At 51.2% G+C, this 16,434-nt stretch carries 18 protein-coding genes and 1 pseudogene; 7 read left to right on the forward strand and 12 right to left on the reverse strand.

Annotation, left to right across the window (positions count from 1 at the left end; all coding sequences use genetic code 11):
- From ACVBEF_RS16620 to ACVBEF_RS16635, 4 genes and pseudogenes are all read right to left on the reverse strand, one after another.
- Nucleotides 1-484, reverse strand: a 484-nt coding sequence (locus ACVBEF_RS16620; RefSeq protein WP_447125043.1) for an Nramp family divalent metal transporter, incomplete at its 3' end; no start/stop codon positions are given.
- A 119-nt stretch (nt 485-603) separates the two neighbouring features.
- A pseudogene (locus tag ACVBEF_RS16625) lies at nt 604-938 on the reverse strand (cupin domain-containing protein); the annotation flags it as partial.
- Nucleotides 916-1,185 (reverse strand): hypothetical protein, encoded by a 270-nt coding sequence (locus ACVBEF_RS16630; protein ID WP_447125044.1) that lies wholly within the window; start codon nt 1,183-1,185, stop codon nt 916-918. The pseudogene ACVBEF_RS16625 and the gene ACVBEF_RS16630, both read right to left, overlap by 23 nt.
- A gap of 461 nt (nt 1,186-1,646) precedes the next feature.
- Nucleotides 1,647-1,997 carry a Wzz/FepE/Etk N-terminal domain-containing protein gene (locus tag ACVBEF_RS16635; RefSeq protein ID WP_447125045.1) on the reverse strand — a complete coding sequence of 117 codons (351 nt, stop codon included), beginning with the start codon at nt 1,995-1,997 and terminating at the stop codon, nt 1,647-1,649.
- Between the two features lie 11 nt (nt 1,998-2,008).
- Here ACVBEF_RS16635 and ACVBEF_RS16640 point away from each other — a divergent pair, with 11 nt between their 5' ends.
- On the forward strand, nt 2,009-2,209 hold the full coding sequence (locus tag ACVBEF_RS16640) for a hypothetical protein (RefSeq protein WP_447125046.1): 201 nt from the start codon (nt 2,009-2,011) through the stop codon (nt 2,207-2,209).
- Here the strand turns inward: ACVBEF_RS16640 and ACVBEF_RS16645 are convergent.
- A complete protein-coding gene (locus ACVBEF_RS16645; RefSeq protein ID WP_447125059.1) occupies nt 2,163-2,321 on the reverse strand; it encodes a polysaccharide biosynthesis/export family protein in 159 nt (52 codons plus the stop codon). The two genes, ACVBEF_RS16640 and ACVBEF_RS16645, sit on opposite strands and share 47 nt — an antisense overlap.
- A 149-nt stretch (nt 2,322-2,470) precedes the next feature.
- Nucleotides 2,471-3,469 (reverse strand): EpsD family peptidyl-prolyl cis-trans isomerase, encoded by a 999-nt coding sequence (locus tag ACVBEF_RS16650; protein ID WP_447125047.1) that lies wholly within the window; start codon nt 3,467-3,469, stop codon nt 2,471-2,473.
- Nucleotides 3,470-3,830: 361 nt separating this feature from the next.
- Here ACVBEF_RS16650 and ACVBEF_RS16655 point away from each other — a divergent pair, with 361 nt between their 5' ends.
- The 3 genes from ACVBEF_RS16655 to ACVBEF_RS16665 all read left to right on the forward strand — a co-directional run bounded on the left by ACVBEF_RS16655 (nt 3,831) and on the right by ACVBEF_RS16665 (nt 6,658).
- Nucleotides 3,831-4,271: a MarR family winged helix-turn-helix transcriptional regulator gene (locus ACVBEF_RS16655; RefSeq protein ID WP_447125048.1), complete on the forward strand. Its 441-nt coding sequence runs from the start codon at nt 3,831-3,833 to the stop codon at nt 4,269-4,271.
- Between the two features lie 8 nt (nt 4,272-4,279).
- Nucleotides 4,280-5,575: an MFS transporter gene (locus tag ACVBEF_RS16660; protein ID WP_447125049.1), complete on the forward strand. Its 1,296-nt coding sequence runs from the start codon at nt 4,280-4,282 to the stop codon at nt 5,573-5,575.
- A gap of 288 nt (nt 5,576-5,863) precedes the next feature.
- Complete coding sequence (locus ACVBEF_RS16665; RefSeq protein WP_447125050.1) at nt 5,864-6,658, forward strand: endonuclease I family protein; 795 nt, start codon at nt 5,864-5,866, stop codon at nt 6,656-6,658.
- Nucleotides 6,659-6,679: 21 nt separating this feature from the next.
- Here ACVBEF_RS16665 and ACVBEF_RS16670 read toward each other — a convergent pair whose 3' ends face one another.
- Complete coding sequence (locus ACVBEF_RS16670; protein ID WP_447125060.1) at nt 6,680-7,192, reverse strand: RES family NAD+ phosphorylase; 513 nt, start codon at nt 7,190-7,192, stop codon at nt 6,680-6,682.
- The gene (locus ACVBEF_RS16675) at nt 7,189-7,590 is read right to left on the reverse strand and encodes a DUF2384 domain-containing protein (protein WP_447125051.1); all 402 of its coding nucleotides are present in this window, start codon (nt 7,588-7,590) and stop codon (nt 7,189-7,191) included. Before ACVBEF_RS16675 ends, ACVBEF_RS16670 begins: the two co-directional genes overlap by 4 nt.
- A gap of 138 nt (nt 7,591-7,728) precedes the next feature.
- On the opposite strand from ACVBEF_RS16675, the gene ACVBEF_RS16680 reads away from it, so the two are divergent.
- Entirely contained in the window at nt 7,729-7,869 is a 141-nt protein-coding gene (locus ACVBEF_RS16680; RefSeq protein WP_447125052.1) for a hypothetical protein, read from the forward strand.
- A 148-nt stretch (nt 7,870-8,017) separates the two neighbouring features.
- Here ACVBEF_RS16680 and ACVBEF_RS16685 read toward each other — a convergent pair whose 3' ends face one another.
- Together ACVBEF_RS16685 and ACVBEF_RS16690 are read right to left on the reverse strand one after the other, a co-directional pair.
- Nucleotides 8,018-10,450, reverse strand: coding sequence for a penicillin-binding protein 1A (locus ACVBEF_RS16685; protein ID WP_447125053.1), 2,433 nt, complete (start codon nt 10,448-10,450; stop codon nt 8,018-8,020).
- A gap of 138 nt (nt 10,451-10,588) precedes the next feature.
- A complete protein-coding gene (locus ACVBEF_RS16690) occupies nt 10,589-11,455 on the reverse strand; it encodes an alpha/beta fold hydrolase (RefSeq protein WP_447125054.1) in 867 nt (288 codons plus the stop codon).
- A gap of 347 nt (nt 11,456-11,802) precedes the next feature.
- Between ACVBEF_RS16690 and ACVBEF_RS16695 the strand changes: the two genes are divergently transcribed.
- Both ACVBEF_RS16695 and ACVBEF_RS16700 read left to right on the forward strand, forming a co-directional pair.
- On the forward strand, nt 11,803-12,729 hold the full coding sequence (locus ACVBEF_RS16695; protein WP_447125055.1) for a DUF3034 family protein: 927 nt from the start codon (nt 11,803-11,805) through the stop codon (nt 12,727-12,729).
- 34 nt (nt 12,730-12,763) lie between these two features.
- Complete coding sequence (locus tag ACVBEF_RS16700) at nt 12,764-13,255, forward strand: group I truncated hemoglobin (protein WP_447125056.1); 492 nt, start codon at nt 12,764-12,766, stop codon at nt 13,253-13,255.
- A 63-nt stretch (nt 13,256-13,318) separates the two neighbouring features.
- Here the strand turns inward: ACVBEF_RS16700 and ACVBEF_RS16705 are convergent, their stop codons facing one another.
- A complete protein-coding gene (locus ACVBEF_RS16705) occupies nt 13,319-15,742 on the reverse strand; it encodes a DNA internalization-related competence protein ComEC/Rec2 (RefSeq protein WP_447125057.1) in 2,424 nt (807 codons plus the stop codon).
- On the reverse strand, nt 15,735-16,412 hold the full coding sequence (locus ACVBEF_RS16710) for a TatD family hydrolase (protein WP_447125058.1): 678 nt from the start codon (nt 16,410-16,412) through the stop codon (nt 15,735-15,737). Before ACVBEF_RS16710 ends, ACVBEF_RS16705 begins: the two co-directional genes overlap by 8 nt.
- Between the last annotated feature and the right edge of the window lie 22 nt (nt 16,413-16,434).

Here is a 16,434-nt window from a genome sequence, read left to right on the forward strand (position 1 = left end):
CCTTGAGTCCCAGCACAATGATGGTATCGAAGGCCGTGAGCAAAACCCCATTGACCAGCGAAACGCCAAACAGCAACTTGAACGCCAGCGCACTACCCAGTACTTCGGCCACGTCGCAAGCGATGATGGAAACCTCGGCAAAAAACCATAGGGTTTTGCCTGTTCGTGGACTGTATTGTTCACGGCAATGGACGGCAAGATCTTTTTTGGTGGCGATCCCCAAGCGCATGCTCAGGCATTGCAAGACGATCGCCGCCAGACTCGACAGAATCACCACGAACAGCAGGCTATATCCAAATTGCGATCCGGCCTGAATATCGGTAGCCCAGTTACCGGGGTCCATGTAGCCAATCGACACCAACAAGCCAGGACCGGCAAAACGCATTATCTTGCGCCAGAGCGGCGCGCCCTGCGCAACAGCGACTGAGCCGACGACTTCAGAAGGACAAAACGGGGCAGTCGCCGTAGTGGGCAAACGAAACATATTGATTCAAACCACGATAGAGTGAGCTGGCGAACTATGAACCACCCAATCGCCTGCTTGCTGGGGTTGCACAGTGTAACGACTTTATGCCCCCACCGCTCTCACCGTCCTCACTGTCATTAACTGCGCTTATAAATATCATCAAAGCGCACCATATCGCCCTCCCCCAAATACGCTCCCGATTGCACTTCAATCCAATACAAAGGTATTTTTCCCGGATTTTCCAAACGGTGGGCCATCCCGATCGGAATGTAAGTAGATGCATTTTCAGTCAGCAATTTTTCCTCCTTCCCGCACGTAAAACGCCCGGTGCCGCTGACCACCACCCAATGCTCGGCCCGATGATGTTCACCGGGCTTGACCGTAATGCGCTTGACCTGACACTGCTGGCTGGGTGATAGACGCGGGTATGGTTCAAATGCTCTGTGCGGCTATTTTTTTTGAGGATATCGATGGTGTAGCGACGCAATAACCGGCGCGGCCCAGATCAGGACGAAGAAAAAATAGAACTCGACTTCCGGCGTAATGCTCCAGAACACCGATACATTCCACGAAAACAAGACATGCCGCAGAATATTTTTTCTAGAGAATTCGTAGATAAAATTCGGGTCAATCAAGGTGTAGATAAAAAATGCCATCAACACCACAAACAAATACGCCGGTGCAATGCGTGAGAATCGGGAGATCGCATAATCGGTCATGCTCAGTATTGAAAACGGCTTGCTGATATACAGTACGCCATCAAAAATCCGCTTAACGTAAAGAAGGCCGTCACCCCGATTTCATCGGCAAAATTCTCTCAACATGGAAGCGAAAATCGGTACACCGCATTGCTAAACACCACAATGAGTGCAGCGGCACCACGCAAACCGGTAATGGCGTTGATTTTGATTGGAAGCATGACTTTACCCCTTAGATAACAGAGAACGCTCTTTAGGCATGTTGACATTTACATGCAAGAAAACCCGTTCGTACTGAGTAGCCCATAGGGCGCATCAAAATATATACATGCGTTGGTGCATCTTCGATACGGCACTACGTGCCTACTCAGTCCGAACGGTTTAATGATTCATCACAAACTTTATAAACACACCCTGATCCGTCTTAATGCCACGCCAAATTGTTATAAACATCCACGTATCTATCGGCGATATGTCGCCAGCTATAACGCTGCACAAACGCCTGCAATGGGGTTCGCCTGTGCGCGTAGGCACACAAGGCGGCATCCGCGTTGCCATGCAAGGCACGATGAAACGCCATCACCCGCTGCGCGTTTTTTACTGGTGACGATATCGAACTGCGTGGCCATGTAACCGGCGACCAGTTGCGCAGGTAAGGTGCGGCCCGGGATGGGGTCAGTCCCTTTGTCATTGAGCAGCAGCGTGGCTGAGGTTTTATAGGTTTGGGGGATAACCAGACTCACGGCGATGGTCAGCGCGACCATGACCAGTAATGTCGCCAGAATGATGTTGGTGCGTGCACACAAGATGATCAGTAGCTGCGTCAAAGTCATGACGTCCCCCTATGGATACACATCAAGGCGATTTAAAACAGACTTTCTTTGACAACCACAACGTCATCGGCCTTAAGTTCATCCGCGTTTTTGGCGTCGATCATTTGCAGGTTGCCTGCGGCGTCGCGGCGTTTGATGCGCAAGCCGCGCTCTTACCGCGCGGGGTTAATCAGTCAGTAAACCTGCCATTTTCTTTTCCGCTTGCGCGATAGAGAGGCCACCGACGCTGACATTGCCGATCAACGGAAAAGATATATTTCCTGCCTCGCTAACGGTCGCCTCCAGGCTCAGATCCGGGTTTTGCCAAATACCGCTATTTTTAATCCGTCACCCACCCCAAAATGGCGTATCGGTAACTTGTACGGCGCTGCCTGCCCCAAGCGCAACGGTGAGTAGTAGCGCCAATCAGCACGTATAGACTTGTTTCATCATGGTCTTCACCTTTGCAAGTGATCACGTCGGGTTCAACTGGCTCATTCAAGCTTGGCGACGATGCTTTTAGCGGATTTCCGGGGAGAAATTTCGGGCTCTCGTACTGTCTTATCAGGCACAGTTTTTTCGGGCAACCTCATGCGCTGCGGCGGCGCGTCCTCAAGCACTTTCGACGCTTGGTCGACATACTCGATTTTCGCTAGTGGCCGCAAACGTGCAATCTCTGTGGCTGCCACTTCTTGCAGGGTCTGGTTGATCAGAAAGCGCTCGATCTGCGGCGCGGCGGCGGCGGCCGTGATGGGACTATCGCGCATATCATTGAGCGTACAGAGCAAAAGCCGTCGCCGTCCGCCTTCTTTAAGGATAAATAAATGGTTTCTGTCGAAGTTCTGTAGTTGGTCGATCACCTCTGAGGACATATCGGCGCTGGTGTAGGACACGATGCTTTTTATATACGCGATATTTTGCTTGTCCAGCCAGGCTTCTATCTGCTCCAGCGATGTTGCTTCGGCCATCGCCAATCTGAGCGGCACACTAAAATCTTCCGGCGCGATGCTTAATTGATTGATATCGAGTATTTTCCGATGCGAAAATAATTCTGGATGGGCCTCAAAATAGGCCGCAATGGTTTCTTTCGAAGGTGCTCCCAGTGCCGCCGATTCCGACTCCAGCCAGGCTTGCACAATGGCCTGCGTCTTAAAGTGATCAATGGCCTGCATCACTCTGGGATCACGATCTATTTTTTTGCGCATGGCTTCATCACGCAAAATCTTGCGATTAATCAATACCTCCAACGTATGCGCACGCAGTGCTGATTTGGCTACGTCGCTTTCGCTTTCTTTTTCTGGTTCCAGACCTGCATACAATAATTCGGTATCAAGTTGCAGCGCCGTGATGGGATCGCCGTTGACTTTGACCAATACCGTGCTGGTAGATACTTTTTGATTGCAGGCCGTCAAATTCATGAGTAGTGCCAGCGCAGCTAATAGTGAAGCGGTACTGCGCCAACTTCTATAGCCGATATGTCGCGCGAGGTTCACGATCGGACTCCAAAAAAAGTGCGTTGAATAGTCCCTTGGGCAGTGCTTTATGCGGCTACCGTTCGTACTGAACCCTTCAGCAGCCAAAATCATTACTTTACCGTTCCAAATATTTTGTTATATTTTTCGCCACTGCCATTGATAAAGATCAAAGAATGCAGGACTCTTAACAAAATATGCGTGACAACGGATATGCGACCCCACTTCCCAAGTAATAAAAATGCCATAACGCAACGTAAGCGAAAGTATTTTCAAAGTACGTAGCCTTCCAACAACAATTTAAGAAAAACCGTATTGACGGATTATTGTGTATTTGCATATTATGCAAATACATCGATGCATATACATAGAAAGAAATGCCATGCAAATGCAATCACAATGTACTTGCTCAAAACTGCGCCAGCTCACACGTAAAATGACCAGTATTTACGATCATCATCTTGCCGCTGATGCACTGACGATCAGTCAATTTTCGCTATTAGCCCGAATCGGCAAATGCGGCCCTGTCGGCGTCATTCCTTTATCGCTCCAGATGGGCATGGATCGCAGCACGATGAGTCGTACTCTCAAGCCGTTGATCAGCGCGGGATGGATAGCGACTGTCGATTTACCGCTGGAAATGCTGACCGACAAACGCTCATTTGGCGTCGGCCTGAGCACCGCAGGACATCAAAAATGGCAAGACGCCCTGCCCGGCTGGCAAAAAGCGCAAACAGAAATCAGCACCATTTTAGGAAAACAAACCCATCAGGCTTTGATGAATCTCGTCGATGACGCCAACGCTAAATTTCTTCCTCTTTAATCTCTTCCATGAATAAAACTGCTCAACTCATCATGGCGCGCACACGGTTTAGTTACGTGTGGGTCGTCGTTGGTATTACTTTTTTGGTGCTGCTAGCCGCTGCCGGAATACGCGCTACACCATCGGTAATGATTCTGCCGCTGGAGCATGAATTCGGCTGGACCCGCACCACTATTTCGTTTGTTATTTCGGTCAACATTGCACTCTACGGGTTAATCGGGCCATTCTCGGCGGCGTCGATGCAGCGTTACGGGATACGTCCGATCGTGCTGGGCGCGCTGGTGTTACTAGCTGTCGGCACATTTTTGAGTACCTTTATGACGATGCCGTGGCATATGGTGCTGGCCTGGGGCATTCTGGTCGGGGCTGGTAGCGGTGTTGCTGCCAACACACTGGCGGCGACGATTGTGAGTCGTTGGTTTGAAACCCGGCGCGGCTTGGCGATGGGGTTGCTGACTGCCAGTTCGGCCACTGGCCAAATGGTATTTTTACCGCTGATGGCGTATATGGTCGAGCATTTCGGCTGGCGCTCTGTAGCGATACTGGTATCAACCGTTGCGGCATGTGCGATCCCCTTGGTGGCGATATTTTTGCCCGAGCGTCCGCAAGATCTTGGCTTGAAACGCTACGGCCAATTGGAAGAGTTGCCGCCGGAAGCTGCCGGTAAGCACAAAAATCCTCTGACGATTGCTTTCGAAGCATTGGGTAAAGTCGTCAAAATCCGTGACTTCTGGCTGCTCTTTTTTAGCTTCTTTATTTGTGGGATGAGCACCAACGGCTATATCGGTTCGCACTTCATTGCGATGTGTGGAGACTATGGGATTTCAGCTGTCGGCGGCGCGAGTTTTCTGGCGACGATGGGCTTGCTCGATCTGGTGGGGACGACGATGTCGGGCTGGTTATCGGATCGTTACAATCCGCGCGTGCTGCTGTTTTGGTATTACAGCTTGCGTGGCGTGGCGTTGATTTTCCTGCCGCACGCTTTCGGTCTGAGCTATTTCGGCTTGCCGATCTTTGCGATTATTTATGGTCTGGACTGGATTGCGACCGTGCCGCCTACCGTGCGTTTAGCCAACGATGTATTTGGCCGACTAGCCGCACCGATTGTGTTTGGCTGGATTGTAGCCGGCCATCAATTGGGGGCTGCTACGGCCACTATGCTGGCAGGGACGCTGCGTAATAGTTTGGGTAGTTATACGTTGTCGTCAATGTTGATGGGGGCGGCTTGCCTGATTGCGGGGGTGTTAGTACTGCAGATAAAAGGGCATCGCGTCGGGGGTGAATTGGTGCCAGTAACTGCATAAAATATTGCTTGGTAATGGTAATCATTAAGTGTGGGCCCTCAATATTGAGGGCCCTTTTTATTCCGATAAAAAGTCTTGCGCCACGTAACCTCATCGTTACAGTAACTGTAACGATACTTACCTACGGATAGTTACAACCGTACAGTATCCCTGTCTGGAAAAATAAACGATTTTTGCATTACCCGACAAAACGGTTTATGTCACCTAAAAAGGCAGTAATTGTGTGTGGCTGGTGGCAATTTTTGGTAAGTTCTTCCTTCTACTTTTTTAAACTGGAAGTAATACAAAATGCGCCTTAACACTTTATTGGGACTATCCGTATTGGTAATCTGCGTCGGCGCAAAAGCTGAGGTTATAGCCGATGTTTATCGAACTGCAGAGGGACTCGAAGGGGAGGCGCTGATCCATCAATTGCAAGAAATCAGCGCCAACAATCATACTCCTGCAAGTTATAGAAATATCTGGCTGCTGCTGCAGGAAGCAGATCGGGATCCAGCCAATGAGAACAATGTGCTCACGCTCTACAGCCAACAATCCATTCCCAAACGTTGCAGAGTGGGCGCTAAAGCAGAAGCCTGCCCGCAAGAGTGGAACCGTGAACATGTCTGGGCAAAATCGCATGGCTTTCCGCAGCAAGGCCAATGGGCGCATACCGACGGCCATCATTTACGGGCGGCGACCGAATACTGCAATAGCCTGCGCGGTAATCTTGACTTTGCCGAAGGGGGTGAGGTCTTTGATGGCTGCCCTTCCAACAAACGCACAACAGACCACCCACGAACATGGGAACCTTCAGACGCGGCCAAAGGACAAGTTGCGCGGATGATGTTCTACATGGCGGTACGTTATAAAGGCGACATCGTAGAAAAAACCCCGAATCTGCAATTGGTTGACAGGACAACGGAGATCAGGCTGCCGGAATCTGGCAAGCTCTGCACGCTGTTGAAATGGCACGAAGCGTATCCGGTGTCTGCCGAAGAACAACGACGCAATAACATTGTGGAGGTGTTTCAGGGTAATCGGAATCCGTTTATTGATAAGCCGGAATTTGCCGGGAAGATTTGGGCTGGGCAGTGTGGGTAGAGAATCTGCCCGGGAAACAGCTTATGTCCACGAGGTCTGATTTTTTGGTAATGCCTGGTTTGGATCGTAGGCAATGATCGAGTCGGAAGCGCCTAAAGCATCGTTGTATAGAACAAGATTTGTCCCGCCCGTAATAACTGACTGAAACATAATCCCCTTGCCGCCAGCGGCCAATACCTGGTCACCAATCACCCAAGTGGGCGGCTCAATCCCTTCATTGAAATACAACTTGCGCCAGTCGCAATAAAAATCCTGCCAAAGAGCATCCCAAATCCCAGTAAAACCGTTCCGAAAATCCACCACTGAATTAGCAACGATTTGATAGCTCACCATTAAAGCCTGTGGCAAAAGAGCATCAATTTGTTTGTATTCAGCAAGCGCGGTTTCAAGTTCCAGTGACAAATACAACGCATTGATACCAGGACGATTTACACGCCCACCATGTGCGCCCGCACCGGCACCACTGGTGGGTGCATAAGCCCATTTTGGGTCATGTATCCGATAGGCGACAGTATTAAGTGTCGTGAAAATTATCTAACGAACCCGGCTTGTAGCGATTGAATGTATTGAATCAGCGCCTCAGTACGCCCTTCGGAAACAATATCTTGTGGTGTTTTGTAATCAAAGAGCGGAAGTGGATTATTTTTGTACCAGTAGATTGCTTGTTCAACGCTGCCAGTGATATCAGCCGCTGCACGCATAACCCGTACTGATTCGCGCAGGTAGTGCTGCACGCTTTCTGCATCGGGCGCACGGCGTAGCGTATTGCGATGAACATGTGCTTGCGTCGCAAGCGTTTGCATGTCTACGCGTAATGCTAAACCATAGCGTTTAGGGGAAATGGAGGATGGGCTTGCATTTACGTCGTGCAAGTAACGCATGAATCCATCAAAATTACGTTCAAATACGGGTATTGCTTCAAGGATTGCCATATTGGCCTCACATTCAAAATGCACTATATTTGCACCCAATATTTAACGTAGCAAGTGCAAATTAGACAGCCCGATGGCGTCGATTGTATGTAACTTTTTAAAGTCTCAGAAAATCCTTAGCGCCCACTCGACAGAATGATGGCAATAATTGAAAACGCCGTCCGACCTAAAGGCCGGATCAAACTCGATTCTCTGCTGGCCGAGATTGGCCGCGAAGTCAGCGGTATAGATCTTGAGATCGAACGCGATAGAACACCGACTAAACCCGTGAGGGTTTAACCTGGAAACGATAGCAGCTCTACCGCAGACTGATTGTTATGGTTCTAAAAAACAAGAATGGCTCTCAAAATTGAGAGCCATTCTTGTTTTTGCAGTGGCGTTTTTCTGGTAAAAAATCACGCTACTAACTCAGTTACGTACTCAATATTCAATGCCCATCAAACAATTTCATAATGCTGTTCTTCTCAGCATCCTCCTGCGTCGCTGGCGTGCCATCTTCATTCATGCCAAAGCCGCCACCCACGCCTAGCGAAGCGATAAAACCGTTGCCGGGGGTGAAGTTATCGAAATACAGTTCGTTATTAATGGTGGTGATCCCTTCGGGCATTGGCATTTGTACTTGCGGCACGCCTCGCAAGGCGCGGCCCATGTAGCTGACCCAGATTGGCAAGGCCAGTTGCGCGCCGAACTCCCGGCTGCCCAGGGTTTTCGGTTGATCGTAGCCCATCCATGCGACGGCTACCAATGAGTTTTGATAACCGGCAAACCAGCCGTCGAAGGCGTCGTTAGTGGTCCCGGTTTTACCGGCGATATCGGTGCGGCCCAGTACGTTGGTGCCTGCGCCGGTACCGCGCTGGGCGACCGATTGCAGCAAACTGGTCATAACGTAGCTGTTACGCGCCGCCAGTACCCGCGTGGCGTTTTGTCCGACGATTTCGGGCTGTGCTCTTGACAGTACGGCACCGTGGGCGTCGAGGACTTCGGAGATTAAATAAGGATTGACGCGATAGCCGCCATTGGCCAGTACGGCGTAAGCGCCAGCCAGTTGCAGCGGTGTGGTCTCTCCAGCGCCCAACGCCATGGGTAAATAGGGCGGAATTTTGTCGCGATCAAAGCCGAAATGTGAGGTCACGTAGTCTTGCGCGTATTGCACGCCGATGGCATCCATTACGCGTACCGTAACCAGATTTTTCGAGCGCTGCAAACCAGTGCGTAACGGCATCGGCCCGTCTGGACTGTCATCGTCTTTCGGCTCCCAATTGGGTTGCCCTGGACCGGCAGGAAACGAGACCGGCGCGTCGTTGACTATCGTGGCGGGACCGAAGCCTTTTTCGAGTGCGGCGGAATAGATGAACGGTTTAAACGTGGAGCCAGGTTGACGCCATGCTTGGGTGACGTGATTGAACTTGTTTTGATTGAAATCAAAGCCGCCGATGAGGGTCTTGATCGCGCCGTTTTGCGGCGTGAGCGCAACTAGCGTAGCTTCGACCGAAGGTAATTGCGTGATTTGCCAGCCTTTGCCCAGCTCTTTGCCGGTTTGCGTGACGCGAATGACCGAACCGGGTTCAATCCGGATATTTTTTGCCGCTTTCGGATTCAGGCCTGACGCTGCAAAGCGCAAACCGTCGCCCGTGATGTTGACGATGGTTTCGTTGCGTAGCATGACTTGCACTTGCTTAGGGTTGGCGCTGAGGACGACTGCCGGGACGATGTCGTCATTGTCGGGCTTGTCATCCAAGGCATCGCCGATGGCGGCCTCGCGCTCATCCGCATTCGCAGGCAAGACGATCAATGCTTCCGGACCACGATAGCCGTGGCGGCGATCGTAATCCATGACGCCCTTGCGGACCGCTTCATAACCAGCTTGCTGATCGGCCGAATCAAGCGTGGTGGTGACGGTTAAGCCACGGGTGTAAATGGTGTCTTGATATTGCGCATACAACAGTTGACGCACCATTTCGGTCGCATATTCGGCATGCACGCTGTAGGTGTTGCCGGAGGTTTTGACCTTAATGTCTTCGGCCATGGCCTGGTCGTACTCGGGCTGGGTAATGAATTCCAGCTCACGCATGCGTTTTAATATGTATTCCTGACGAATCCGCGCGCGCTTGGGATTGACGACCGGGTTATAAGCTGACGGTGCTTTGGGTAGTCCGGCCAGCATGGCGGCCTGGGCTAGCGTGATGTCTTTGAGTTCCTTACCAAAATAGGCGCGTGCGGCGGCAGCAAAGCCGTAGGAGCGCTGCCCCAGAAAAATCTGGTTCATGTAGACCTCAAGAATCTGGTCTTTGGATAAAGCGGATTCTATTTTGTAGGCCAGCAGAATTTCATAAATTTTGCGTGAGTAGGTTTTTTCGCTCGACAGAAATACATTACGTGCAACCTGCATCGTGATTGTGCTGGCGCCTTGCGAATGCGAGCCGCGCAGAATATCGGTTCCTATCGCCCGGCTCAAGCCGATGATATCGATACCGCCATGCTGATAAAAGCGTGCGTCTTCGATGGCCAGCACGGCATTTTTCATGTTCGCAGGAATGTCTTGCAACTTAACCAAACTTCGCCGTTCTTCGCCGAACTCACCGATCAAAACATGATCGGCGGTATAAATACGCAGCGGTACTTTGGGACGGTAATCGGTAATCGCTCCCAAATCTGGTAATTGCGGCTGCATCACGACAAGGGCGTATGCCACGATCAACCCGCCAACGACGGCCCCGACCAAGATCACGCTGCCTATCGTCAATAACAGGCTACGCAGCACGGCACCGCTATGTTTGTGGGGGTTGTGCAAGCGCAGTCTGGCCGTTGATATTGTCGGCGCACTTGACTCTTTTTTAGGGGAATGTGGTGTGAATAACATAACGGTATTGAAGGATTAAGGCCTGTATCCTACAACATGCAGCGTCAATCACACAGAATCCTCTGTAAGTAGAAGTAACTCGTCCTAAATAAGCGAGATAAATCTGATTTCATGGTAGGCAATTACTTATTTAATTGCTTATTTAATCACTAAAAGTTCGCGAATCATCTTATCGGTCGCATTGGCGGCGGCTAGCGGAGTTTCTAACGGGAACAAATGCCCACCGGGAAGCATGCGCAGATGCTGACCGACCAGACGCCGGGTGGCTGTCATACCGGCTTGACGGCACTCAACCGAATCTACACCGCCTATAAAACCTACCGGGACCGGATACCCTTTTCTGACAACGCGGCCAAAACGGTGCGGCAAGGTCAGGTAGACGGCGGTTTCAATCTCACGCCGAAAGCGCAATGCGACGCCACCAGGCTCCGCTATGAGGCCGTGCTCAACGTAATCGCGCAAGACTTCTTCGGGCCAACTGGCGAACACTTGCTTGCCGGAGAAATGCTGCCAGGCCGCTTCCGTATCCGGCCATTGATTGCGCCGCTTGGCGGAAAATTGCGCCGGAGAAAAGCGCCGCGCAATCCGCAGCGCTTTGGCCAATCCCAACACACCGGCACGCCAACCAGCGACCACTGGCGTATCTAACACAACTACGCAACGGACCAGATCGGGGCGCTGCCTGGCGGCCATCAAACATAATGCGCCACCGAGCGAATGGCCGACCAGAATAACCGGGGCTTGGTAACGGGCTAGCAATTCGTCGATTAACTCTTGCGCCAATGCCGTCCAGCCATCGGTGACCGGATACTTGGGATTGTGGGCATGCATGGCTAGCGCATGGACGTCGTAATGCTTACCCAGCAGATCGAGGAAACGGCGATACGTCCCTGATGGGAAACTATTACCGTGCGCAAAATGCACGATTGGACGTGTGGATGGGTTATGTGCGGTGTTCAAGGCAGGATGCAAAGAAGTATTCGGAGGTATGTTTATCAGGGTCATCTTTGAACTTCGTGAAAATCAATCTGGCGCACATCGCTTGCGGCGAATAGTAAAGCCTAAACCGGAAGGCGCGACTAAGCAAATTCTAGAGTTGCTGTTCGAAGCTCTTTTTGGCGTACATATTAAAGCAATGCAAAGCGCATTTACCGCGATCCTGTTGCTGCAGATGTTAGTCGAAACATATTATTTTCAGCCTTACTAAAACAATATATTTATTTTGAATCCGAATTTTTAACCTCTACGTATATGCGTTAGACGAATAATAATTGTTAGTCCGTTTGTCTTTTTTATGTGACTAAATAAATAAATTAATCATCGTACTTACTTACATATTCAGGGGATTTTGTATGCGTAAAATTAAAATCATAGTGGCGGCAATCGGATTAATGCTGAGCGCTGGCGTGTATGCCGAAACCGGGAAATTACTACTCACCGGCGGCGTAAGTTCAATCGATGGTGCTGCCGGTGGCGGCCTCACCCCATGGGCGGTGATTGGGAGTAATGCGACGGCTGATCAGATCGGTGGAACGGCCCACATTTCACGCGCAGTGGTCAACGACTATGCATTGACAACGTATGGTGCGGCAATCGGTGTCGCAGACCGAATCGAATTTAGCATCGCTGAGCAAAATTTTGATGCGTCGCCCGTCGTTGGTGTCAACGGTTTGGGTTTTCACGTCAATAACGGTCAGCATATCAAGATGGATATTGTTGGCGTGAAGGTCAAAGTCGCGGGTGATGCCGTATTGGATAGCGACACGCTGATGCCCCAAATTGCTGTCGGGATGGAATATAAAGGTACGCACGCAGGATCTTTTGCACCAGTGATCGCGGCCTTGGGCGCGAAGGATAACGGTCTGGATTTCTACGCTAGTGCGACCAAATTGTTTCTCGCGCAAGGCATTTTGGTCAACGCTACGCTACGTGCGACCAAGGCTAACCAAAATGGATTATTGGGTTTTGGCGGCGCGCTAGGCAAAGATAAATACCGTTTGATGCCTGAGTTTTCAGTAGCTTATTTACTCAGCAGAAAAGTAGTCATTGGCGCTGAATATCGCTTCAAACCGAACAACCTCGAAAAGGTCGGGAACACTTTGCCGCTGCCAGCTGGCGGACTGCGTGAAGAAGACTGGAAAGACTTGTTTATTGCCTATGCGCCGACCAAAAATATATCAGTGACTTTGGCTTATGTCGATCTCGGCCACATTGCGCCGGTGCTGGTGAATAACCGCAAACAGACAGGTGTTTTTCTCTCTACACAGTTAGCATTTTAAATAAAAATATTTTAAAAATTCAGGAGGAATTATCATGAAAAAACTTTTCTTTACATTGCTGCTTGCCACTGCCAGCGCCGCGGTGATAAATACTGTACAGGCACAAAATATGGCGAATGCGGTGACTGCGGCGGATGCACCGAATGTGCCATTGATGGCTCCCGCATCAGTCGAAGTCTATAAAGAATTCGGCGAAAAGCCGGGTCTGATCAAGCTCATGGATATCTTTATGCCGCGCCTTGTGGCCAATCCGCTCACCGGTCCCTTGTTTCGTCCAGCGAATCAAGAGCGCATCAAGCAACAGTTAGTTGAGCAGTTTTGCCAGGTCTTGAGCGGTCCTTGTACCTATCAAGGTCTGAGCATGAAAAATGCGCATGCCGGACTCAAGATCAACAAGCCTCAGTTCAATGCACTGGTGGAAGAGCTTCAGATATCGATGAATGAAATGCAGATTCCATTCCGGGCACAAAACCAACTTTTGGCCCAACTGGCACCGATGTATCGGGACGTTATTACGGTCAAATAAACGGCATATTTTTCTGCTAAAAAGCACGCAACGGCGCTATCTGTTGCGTGCTTTTTTACTTCATCAGCGCCCATACCAATAGCGCTTGTGCTGCTGCCGATATTCAATGACTTCCGGTGCGTTACCCGTTTTATCAAACCGCACAATGATGGCGCCGGATTGATCGTTTCGATAATTTGCTATGCCCAATTGTTGGTAGCGCTCGACTACCTCGGCTTTGGGATGACGAAAACGATTGCGATAACCCAGCTGAAAAAGTGCAATAGTCGGCTTCACTTCTTGCAAAAATCCAAGGGTGGAAGATGTGCCGCTGCCATGATGTGGAGCCAGTAATACCGTTGCGCCCAGCTTGCCGGCATGGCTGGCAATTAACTGCCGCTCTTGGGCTTTCTCAATATCGCCGGGTAGCAGAATCGAATAAGCACCGTTGGTAATTTTTAAAGTGCAACTCATGGCGTTAGCGTTGCGGGCTTTGCGTTCGTAATTTTCTACAGCCGGAAACAGCATCTCAAATTGCACGCCATCCCACACCCATGACTGCCCCTCCTGGCAGCGCGTATGCGACGGGGCGGCGGCTACAATCCGATGATCGCCCTGTAACGACGAATACACGCGACTCACGTCTATCGCATCAAATATCGACAATGCGCCGCCTGAATGATCGTTGTCCGAGTGTGAAATCACCACCGCATCAAGGGCCGTGATGCCACGCGCTTTGAGATAGGGCACGATCACGCGGCTACCGGCGTCTGAGTCGGGCGAGTAATACGGTCCAGTGTCGTAGAGCAAGCGATGTTGTGCCGTCTCGATCAGCAATCCCATCCCCTGCCCTACATCCAACGCGGTCACCACCATTTCGCCTTCGGCTGGCAGGCTGTCTGTTTGCAACACCAACGGCAACCAGCCGAACAATGCCAGCCAGCGCAACGGCCATCCGCGTGGAGCCAGCATCCAAAACGTAGCGAGCATGGCGATCACAAATGCCCACGCTGGCGGCAATGGCGCTTGCCAGACTGCCAGCGGAAAACTGCTTAACCATGCCAACGCTGTGGCTAACCATTCCACCAAAGTATGCGCTGGCAATAGCACCCAAGCCGATAGCGGCGCGGGCAACAGACTACCGATCAATGCCATGGGCGTGACCAACAAACCAACTAAGGGAATGGCGATGGCGTTCGCGATTGGGCTCACCAGTGAGATCTGACCGAACAACAATACCGTCAACGGCACTAAGCCGATGGTGACAACGTATTGCGTATAAGCGCCCGATTTTAGCGGCGCAAGCCAGCTGCTGACCGATCTTCGGGGCGGTCTGGGCTGCTTGATGCGCCCGACGCTGGCATACAAAATCATCCCGACCGCACCGAACGAGAGCCAGAATCCGGGTGCCAACACCGCCCAAGGGTCGCGTAACAGCACCGCAAACAAAGCGATGCAAAGTACGTGAGAAATACTGGAAATACGCCCACTCCAGAGCGCCAGTGCGACCATCAATAACATGTACAGCGTGCGTTGCGCTGGCAGTCCGAATCCAGCCAGCAGCGCGTATAACAACGCCGTAGCGGCTCCCGCCAATACCGCCGCTTTCTGCGCGGGCAGGCGTAGCGGTAAGCTGTTGCCGATAAAAAAAGAGCGTCGCCACAAGGCCGACATGAGGGATGCAAACAGGCCTGCAATCATGGTGATATGCAGGCCAGAGATAGAAATCAAATGTCCGACACCGGTGCGATTGAAGATCGTCCAGTCGTTTTGATCGACGGCACGCTGATCCCCAATGACTAACGCGATGAATATACCTGCATATTTTTTATCCGGTAATGCCGACAAAATACGTTGGCGTACCCAACCGCGGGTGGCTTCTATCAGGTTGCTGACACTGAAGACAAAGGGCGTCAATTCACGATTGGTTGATGTATTTCCGCGGACGTAGCCGGTTGCGCGCAGATTTTGCTCTAACAGCCAGACTTCGTAATCGAATCCGTGGGGATTGGCGTTGCCGTGCGGTCGCTTTAAGCGAACAGTCAGTTGCCAACGCGCTCCGGGAGTGATGTGGCCAATCTGGGCCTGCGCCCCGGTTTGACTGAATGCGCGATACCACGATAGCGCTAATCGGTCCGGAATCTGTGGTAATTCACCGTCCTGCGCGAATACTTTTTCGACCGCAAAATTAAACCGCACGCCTTGCTCGAAATGCGTTGGGAGACTGGCCACGGTGCCGATGATGGTGACGTCGCGCCCCTCCCATTCGACCGGCAATTCTTGTTGCAAATAATAGTGGGCGTAGAGCGCCGCCCAACAAAAGCCTAGGATTCCACCGGCTGTGGCTAGCGCTGAGATTGTGAAAAAGCGATGCTGGAATTTGTACGCCAACAATGCAGCAAAAGCCGCCGACAATATCGCAATGCCGATGAATAAGCCCGACGGTAGTGCTGCTTGCGTCTGTAGAAAACTGACCCCGATCAGGAAACCAATGATGAAACTACGCATCCTTTGCTACTTTAAGTAGCCCTAATCGTGGCAGCGCGTTACAAGCATTCGCGCTGGTTACCTCTGCCAATTCAGCCATTGTCATCCCGCGCAAATTTGCTAACACTTCTGCAATCAAGGGGATTTGTTGCGGGGCGTTTTTTTGCGGATGGAGCCAGGCCGGGGACATATCGGGGGCGTCGGTTTCCAGCACCAGAGCGTCTGGCGGCAAGCCTGCCGCCAGACGGCGAATCTGCAAAGCACGGGTAAATGTCATCGCGCCGCCAAAGCCGAGCTTGAAGCCTAGCCCGATAAACGCCTCTGCCTGTTGAAAACTGCCATTGAAGGCGTGGGCAATACCGCCTGGGACCTTAATGCGACGCAGATATTTGAGCAAGGTGTCTTGCGAGCGCCGCACATGTAGCAAGACTGGCAAGTTGAATTCACGGGCGAGTTTTAATTGTTCGACGTAAAAATGTTCCTGTTTTTCACGCAGCGGTCCGTCGCTTAAGCCGGGGACGAAGAAATCCAGACCGATTTCACCAATGGCGACAAATAAAGGGTCAGCCATGGCGAGCGTGATCGCCTCCCGCAATGCAAGCAAATCGGACTCTTGGGCCTGCGGGACAAAAATAGGATGGATGCCAAGCGCGTAGGTGATAACATCCTGATACACAATTGCCATTTTCATTTCCTTTCCGTACTAGTGTTTG

The sequence above is a fragment of the Glaciimonas sp. GG7 genome, from assembly GCF_052976905.1.

Bases quoted from the DNA above. Each gene is read 5' to 3' on its own strand.
- ACVBEF_RS16695 (WP_447125055.1), top strand. From the start codon at position 11,803: ATGCGTAAAATTAAAATCATAGTGGCGGCAATCGGATTAATGCTGAGC.
- ACVBEF_RS16705 (WP_447125057.1), bottom strand. From the start codon at position 15,742: ATGCGTAGTTTCATCATTGGTTTCCTGATCGGGGTCAGTTTTCTACAG.
- ACVBEF_RS16710 (WP_447125058.1), bottom strand. From the start codon at position 16,412: ATGAAAATGGCAATTGTGTATCAGGATGTTATCACCTACGCGCTTGGC.
- ACVBEF_RS16630 (WP_447125044.1), bottom strand. From the start codon at position 1,185: ATGACCGATTATGCGATCTCCCGATTCTCACGCATTGCACCGGCGTAT.
- ACVBEF_RS16660 (WP_447125049.1), top strand. From the start codon at position 4,280: ATGAATAAAACTGCTCAACTCATCATGGCGCGCACACGGTTTAGTTAC.
- ACVBEF_RS16640 (WP_447125046.1), top strand. From the start codon at position 2,009: ATGGATACACATCAAGGCGATTTAAAACAGACTTTCTTTGACAACCAC.
- ACVBEF_RS16690 (WP_447125054.1), bottom strand. From the start codon at position 11,455: ATGACCCTGATAAACATACCTCCGAATACTTCTTTGCATCCTGCCTTG.
- ACVBEF_RS16665 (WP_447125050.1), top strand. From the start codon at position 5,864: ATGCGCCTTAACACTTTATTGGGACTATCCGTATTGGTAATCTGCGTC.
- ACVBEF_RS16675 (WP_447125051.1), bottom strand. From the start codon at position 7,590: ATGGCAATCCTTGAAGCAATACCCGTATTTGAACGTAATTTTGATGGA.
- ACVBEF_RS16680 (WP_447125052.1), top strand. From the start codon at position 7,729: ATGGCAATAATTGAAAACGCCGTCCGACCTAAAGGCCGGATCAAACTC.
- ACVBEF_RS16685 (WP_447125053.1), bottom strand. From the start codon at position 10,450: ATGTTATTCACACCACATTCCCCTAAAAAAGAGTCAAGTGCGCCGACA.
- ACVBEF_RS16635 (WP_447125045.1), bottom strand. From the start codon at position 1,997: ATGACTTTGACGCAGCTACTGATCATCTTGTGTGCACGCACCAACATC.
- ACVBEF_RS16655 (WP_447125048.1), top strand. From the start codon at position 3,831: ATGCAAATGCAATCACAATGTACTTGCTCAAAACTGCGCCAGCTCACA.
- ACVBEF_RS16700 (WP_447125056.1), top strand. From the start codon at position 12,764: ATGAAAAAACTTTTCTTTACATTGCTGCTTGCCACTGCCAGCGCCGCG.